We start from the raw sequence: 5,869 nt of genomic DNA, 5'->3' as shown, positions 1-5,869 counted from the left end.
CGTCAGCGGCGTGGTGACGGCAGGCGGCGGGCCCATGCTGGGCTTCGATGAAGCCGGCGCCTTCTCTATCCTGCCGCCGCCACCAAGAAAGGTCGCCGACGTCACCGGCGCCGGTGATGCGCTGGCAGGCGCAACGGTCGCTGCCTTGCTGCGCGGACTGCCGTTGCGGGCAGCTCTGCGCGAAGGCATTGCCGGGGCGACGCTTGCCATCGAAAGCGCCGCCGCCGTTCCGGAGTTCACCGCGGCGAGCTTCGCGGAAGCGTTGGCTCTTGTGCCGGATGCCAGGGAAATGGCATGAGACCGGCGAATTCATAGTGCCGCGATGTTGCCGAGCGTCCGACGGACGCGCCGCATTCCGGATAGGAGACCTTGATGACCCCTGAGACCGCCCGCCCCTTCATCGACATCCACGCGCCGGTGGCGCAGGCCCTGGCCGACGGCCGGCCGGTGGTGGTGCTGGAAAGCACCATCATCACCCATGGCATGCCCTACCCCGACAATGGCGCCATGGCGGCCGATGTCGAAAAGATCATCAGCGATGGCGGCGCCGTGCCGGCGACGATCGCCGTGGTTGGCGGCCGCATCAAGATCGGGCTTTCGGACGGCGAGCGCGAATCGCTGGCGATGACGGGCGACGCGATGAAGCTGTCGCGCGCCGATCTCGGTTTTGCCGTGGCGCAAGGGCGCACCGGCGGCACCACGGTCGCCGCCACGATGATCGCGGCGCATATGGTCGGCATAAAAGTGTTTGCCACCGGCGGCATCGGCGGCGTGCACAAGGGCGCCGAAAAGAGCTTTGACATTTCCGCCGATCTCGACGAGCTGGCGCGCACCCCGGTGATTGTCGTCTCGGCCGGCGCCAAGGCGATCCTCGACATCGAAAAGACGCTGGAAGTGCTGGAGACGCGCGGCGTGCCGGTGATCGGCCATGGCTGCGAGACGATGCCGGCCTTCTGGTCCAGGCAATCGCCGTTCCGCGCGCCGCTGACCTTGCACGAGCCGGAAGAGATCGCGCATTTCTACCAGACGAGGGCAGCACTTGGGCTTGCTGGCGGCATGCTGATTGCCAATCCTGTGCCGGAAAACCAGGAAATCCCGGCTGCGGAGATGGCGGGCTATATCGACGCCGCGCAGAAGGCCGCCGAGGCACAACATGTCACCGGCAAGGCAGTGACGCCATTCCTGCTGGGAAAGATCCTCGAACTGACCGGCGGCAGGAGCCTGAAGACCAACATCGCGCTGGTGGAAAACAATGCAAGGTTGGCGGCGAGGATAGCCAGGGCATTGTAGGGCACGGCCTCCAAGGTCGGCGGGACAGAGGGGGGTGCTGTCCCTCCGCTGTGCCAAGAAGGTTGGCATTCACTTCCCCGCCCGCCGCCCCGCCTCATACGCCCGGCGTGCCCAGGCCGCCATCTCCTCGGGATCATCGAAAGCGCTGTCGGGAACGCTCCAGTAGGGCATGGCGACCAGCTTGCCGTGGCGCGAGCCGGTATAGGTCCATTGCGTGCAGCCGGCGGCCTCGAACTCGGGCGCGCTTTGCTCGTCGGCTTTCAGCATCAATTCGCCACGCAACACGATGGCGACGATGACGCCGTCGAAATAGATGCCCTTGCCGCCGAACAGTTTGCGGATGCTGACAGGGCCGAGACCCTCGAACAGTTCGGCGATGCGTTCATTGTCCATGCCGCGATCATGTCACCGGCATCTGGCCTTGTCATCGCCGCAACCAAAATCATGCTGACAGGTTGAGAGAGGTATCGGAGTTTTCCCGCCATGCCGCTTCTGCTGAAAGGGTCCTGTCGCTGCAATGCCGTGCGTTTCGAGGTGGAGAGCCACACGCCGGCGCCATTCATGCTGTGCTACTGCTCGATCTGCCGCAAGCAGCAGGGCGGCGGCGGGTTTGCCATCAATCTCGGTGCCGACAACGAGACACTGAACATCAGGGGCAAGCGCAGCCTCGGCGTCTTTCGGGCGGAGATCGAGGACGACGAGCATCCGCATTGCGAAATCTCAACCGGCGAGCGCAATTTCTGCAAGAAATGCGGCTCAGCCCTTTGGCTCTACGATCCAACCTGGCCGGAGCTTGTGCATCCCTTCGCCTCGGCGATCGACAGCGACCTGCCCATCCCACAGAGCAAGGTGCACCTGATGCTGAAATACAAGGCGAACTGGGTCGAGCCGGTGGTTGGCAAGCACGACAAGGTCTTCGACGTCTATCCCGAGGAATCGATCGCCGATTGGCACAAGCGGACGGGCATGTGGGTGGAGTGAGTTTCTTCGCCCCGTTTACGGGGAGGTGAGGAGTGATCCGCGCAGCGAACGAAAAGCCAATTGCTTGGATTTTCTAACGACGTACGCCGGCAGGCTGGGCGGAGCTAACTCTGGAGAGGCTGGCGCTGCCCCTCATCCGTCACTTCGTGACACTTTCTCCGCGTAAACGGGGCGAAGGAAAAAATCAGGCCGAAGCGCGTGCCTCTGCCAGTGCCTTCAGGTCGGCCGGCTTCAGTTCGACGGATTCGCCGCAGCCGCAGGCCGAGCTCTGGTTCGGGTTGTGGAAGGTGAAGCCGGTGCGCAGCGTCGTCTGCTCGAAATCCATCTCGGTGCCGAACAGGAATAGCGCGGCCTCGGGCGCGACATAGACATGAGCGCCGTCGCGCTCGATATGGTCGTCCTTGGTGTTGGGCTCGGTCACCAGATCGACCGTATATTCCATGCCGGCGCAGCCGCCCTTCTTGATGCCGAGGCGGATGCCATGCGCGTTGTCGCGGGTGGCGACGATCTCGCGCACCCGGTCGGCGGCCTTTTCGGTCATGGTGATGACGGCGAAGCGTCCCATTCTTTTTCCTTCCATTCCATGCAGGTTCAAGGCCTGCCGAATGATTCCTCACCTAAAATGGTGAAGTTTTATCCCTCGCGCAAGTGTGCCAGGCTTGACGCTAGTACCAGCCCACCGCCACCTGCGCCTCTTCCGACATGCGGTCGGCCGACCATGGCGGGTCGAAGGTCATGTTGACCTCGACGCCGGACACGCCTTCGACGGCGCCGACGGCATTTTCGACCCAGCCGGGCATTTCGCCGGCGACAGGGCAGCCGGGAGCGGTCAGCGTCATGTCGATCTTGACCGAGCGATTGTCCTCGATGTCGATCTTGTAGATGAGGCCGAGTTCGTAGATATCGGCCGGGATTTCCGGATCGTAGACCGTCTTCAGCGCCGATACGATGTCGTCGGTCAACCGCGCCAGTTCGTCGGCTGGAATGGCCGATCCCGAAACCAGCGCATTGGGCGCGGTTTCCGGAGTGGTCTCGGCAGCGATGCTTGCATCATCCATGGTCGTCACCCAAAAAAATCGTCATCCGAAGAATTTGCGCGCTTTCTCAAGCGCCTCGGCCAAAGCGTCGACTTCGGCCCTGGTATTATACATGCCGAACGATGCCCTGCATGTGGAGGTTACGCCGAAACGTTTCAACAGCGGCTGGGCGCAATGGGTGCCCGCGCGGACAGCAACGCCCTGCCTGTCTATCACCATCGACACGTCGTGCGCATGAATGCCTTGCAGTTCGAACGAGATGATGGCGCCCTTGCCGGGCGCATCGCCGAAGATGCGCAGCGAATTGATGGCGCGCAGCCGCTCATGCGCATAAGTCTTGAGGTCTTCCTCATGCGCGGCGATGCGCTCGCGGCCGATCGTTTCCATATAGTCGAGCGCGGCACCCAGTCCGATCGCCTGCACGATCGGCGGCGTGCCGGCTTCGAAACGATGCGGCGGCTCGTTGTAGGTGACGATGTCTTCCGTCACCTCCTCGATCATCTCGCCACCGCCCATGAAGGGGCGCATGCCCTGGAGAATGTCCTTCTTGCCGTAGAGCACCCCGATGCCCGAAGGGCCATAAACCTTGTGCCCGGTGAAGACGAAGAAGTCGCAGTCGAGATCCTGCACATCGATCGGCATATGCACGGCGCTCTGGCTGCCGTCGACGAGGACGGGAATTCCACGCGCATGCGCGATGCGCACGATTTCCTTGATCGGCGTCACCGTGCCCAGCGCATTCGACATCTGCGTGACGGCGACCAGTTTGGTGCGGTCGGTCAGCCGTTTTTCGAATTCCTCGATGTGGAGGACGCCGAGATCGTCGACCGGCACCCAGACCAGCTTGGCGCCCTGCCGCTCGCGGATAAAATGCCAGGGAACGATGTTGGAGTGGTGCTCCATGATCGACAGCACGATCTCGTCGCCCTCGCCGATGTTGGGCATGCCATAGCCATAGGCCACGGTGTTGATGGCCGAGGTCGTGTTCGAGGTGAAGATGATGTTGTCGGTGCTTGGCGCGTTGAGGAAACGGCGTACCGTTTCGCGCGCCTTTTCGTAGGCGTCGGTCGCGGCATTGGACAGGAAATGCAGGCCACGATGGACGTTGGCATATTCCTGGCTGTAGGCGTGCTGGACAGCGTCGAGCACCGCCTGCGGCTTCTGTGCCGAGGCGCCATTGTCGAGATAGACCAGCTTCTTGCCATAGACTTCCCGCGACAGGATCGGGAAATCGCGGCGGATCGCTTCGACGTCGTAGGGAATGTTTTCGAGTTTCTGGTCCATTTCAAAGTCCTTGCCGGCCAAGGCCGAGATCCTTCCAACACCCCTCATCCGACCGAGCTTCGCTCGGCCACCTTCTCCCACAAGGGGAGAAGGTCTAGCGCTTTACCTTCTCCCCTTGTGGGAGAAGGTGGATTGGCGCGTAGCGCCAAGACGGATGAGGGGTGGCTTTGCCGGACCCCATCCAATTAGCCGTGTGCCACGAACCAGCCGTCGAGCCGCGCTTCCAGCGCTTCGACGATCGCCTCGTCGTCCAGTTCCTCGATCACCTCGGCGACGAAGGCCTTCACGAGCAGCCCCCGCGCGCTTTTCTCGTCGACGCCGCGCGCCATCAGGTAGAACAGATGATCGTGGTCGATCTCGGTGACCGTCGCGCCATGGCCGCAAATCACGTCGTCGGCGAAGATTTCAAGCTCCGGCTTGGTCGAGAACTCGCCGTCGTCCGACAGCAACAGCGTGTTGCATGCCATCTTGGCGTTGGTCTTCTGCGCATATTGATGGACGTTGATGCGGCCCTGAAACACGCCGCGCGCCTTGCCCGTCACCACGTTGCGGATGATCTCCGTCGAGGTCGTGTGCGGCACGGCGTGGTCGAGAACCATGGTCACGTCGGTATGGGTGTCGCCGGCCAAGAGGTTGATGCCGCGCAGCTTGAAATCGGCGCCTTCGCCAGTCGTCCTGACCATGATCTCCTGGCGCACGAGCTTGCCGCCGGCGTTCATGACGAACAACGTCAGCTTGGCATTCTTGCCGATATGGGCCTTGAACTGGGCCAGATGCGTCGCCGTTTCCGGCTGTTCCTGGACAATCAGCCACGTCACCTCGGCGCCTTCGCCGAGCACGAGCTGGCTGACCGAGCTGCCCAGGGCAGCGCCGTCACCTGTCTGCCGTTCGACGATGACGGCCTTGGCGCCGGCGCCGACACGCACTGGCAGGCGCACATGGGTCTGGCCGCCGGCCTGCAGGTTCTGCAGCTCGACCGGCTTTTCGAGTTCCACGCCATCGGCGATGTCGACAAAATATCCGTCGGCGACGAAAGCCGTGTTCAGCGCGCCGATGGCGTCGTCGCTGCCATAGGGGTCGAGCCCAGGTGCTGCGCTGCCGTCGACCAGCTTTTCCGACAGGCGCTGGAAAGAGACGCCTTCAAGAACCGGCACTTTGGCGTCGGACTTGCCGTTCAGGATCGACACCACAGTGGAACCGTCAACGATCGGCGCAATGGCCTTGGCCATGGCGGCAGGGTCGAAGTCCGGCACGGTATTCAGCAACCGGCGCAAGTC

Annotated in this window: 8 protein-coding genes; 3 read left to right on the top strand and 5 right to left on the bottom strand. The window is 62.8% G+C overall.

The features are described 5' to 3' along the window. Both ENZ74_RS18985 and ENZ74_RS18980 read left to right on the top strand, forming a co-directional pair. A partial coding sequence (locus tag ENZ74_RS18985) for a PfkB family carbohydrate kinase (protein ID WP_245470976.1) occupies window positions 1-298 on the top strand: 298 nt, incomplete at its 5' end. 74 nt (window positions 299-372) lie between these two features. Continuing rightward, window positions 373-1,290, top strand: a complete 918-nt coding sequence (locus ENZ74_RS18980; protein ID WP_063167811.1) for a pseudouridine-5'-phosphate glycosidase — start codon at window positions 373-375, stop codon at window positions 1,288-1,290. Window positions 1,291-1,359: 69 nt separating this feature from the next. On the opposite strand, the gene ENZ74_RS18975 is transcribed toward ENZ74_RS18980, so the two are convergent. After that, the gene (locus tag ENZ74_RS18975; RefSeq protein WP_063167810.1) at window positions 1,360-1,683 is read right to left on the bottom strand and encodes a TfoX/Sxy family protein; all 324 of its coding nucleotides are present in this window, start codon (window positions 1,681-1,683) and stop codon (window positions 1,360-1,362) included. Window positions 1,684-1,773: 90 nt separating this feature from the next. Between ENZ74_RS18975 and ENZ74_RS18970 the strand changes: the two genes are divergently transcribed. Next, the gene (locus ENZ74_RS18970) at window positions 1,774-2,271 is read left to right on the top strand and encodes a GFA family protein (protein WP_013532155.1); all 498 of its coding nucleotides are present in this window, start codon (window positions 1,774-1,776) and stop codon (window positions 2,269-2,271) included. A 184-nt stretch (window positions 2,272-2,455) separates the two neighbouring features. On the opposite strand, the gene sufA is transcribed toward ENZ74_RS18970, so the two are convergent. The 4 genes from sufA to sufD all read right to left on the bottom strand — a co-directional run. Next, on the bottom strand, window positions 2,456-2,836 hold the full coding sequence (gene sufA, locus ENZ74_RS18965) for a Fe-S cluster assembly scaffold SufA (RefSeq protein ID WP_013532156.1): 381 nt from the start codon (window positions 2,834-2,836) through the stop codon (window positions 2,456-2,458). A 100-nt stretch (window positions 2,837-2,936) separates the two neighbouring features. Next, the gene (locus ENZ74_RS18960) at window positions 2,937-3,329 is read right to left on the bottom strand and encodes an SUF system Fe-S cluster assembly protein (RefSeq protein ID WP_013532157.1); all 393 of its coding nucleotides are present in this window, start codon (window positions 3,327-3,329) and stop codon (window positions 2,937-2,939) included. Window positions 3,330-3,350: 21 nt separating this feature from the next. Continuing rightward, window positions 3,351-4,592: a cysteine desulfurase gene (locus ENZ74_RS18955; RefSeq protein ID WP_063170212.1), complete on the bottom strand. Its 1,242-nt coding sequence runs from the start codon at window positions 4,590-4,592 to the stop codon at window positions 3,351-3,353. Between the two features lie 185 nt (window positions 4,593-4,777). Next, on the bottom strand, window positions 4,778-5,869 hold a 1,092-nt coding region (sufD, locus tag ENZ74_RS18950; protein ID WP_127312920.1), incomplete at its 5' end, for a Fe-S cluster assembly protein SufD.

Origin of the sequence: Mesorhizobium sp. M7A.F.Ca.CA.002.15.2.1 (assembly GCF_003998715.1) — a bacterium.
GTDB classification, from domain to species: domain Bacteria; phylum Pseudomonadota; class Alphaproteobacteria; order Rhizobiales; family Rhizobiaceae; genus Mesorhizobium; species Mesorhizobium ciceri.
Note: the sequence above shows the minus strand (reverse complement) of the source record. Positions and strands in the feature narration are given on the sequence as shown.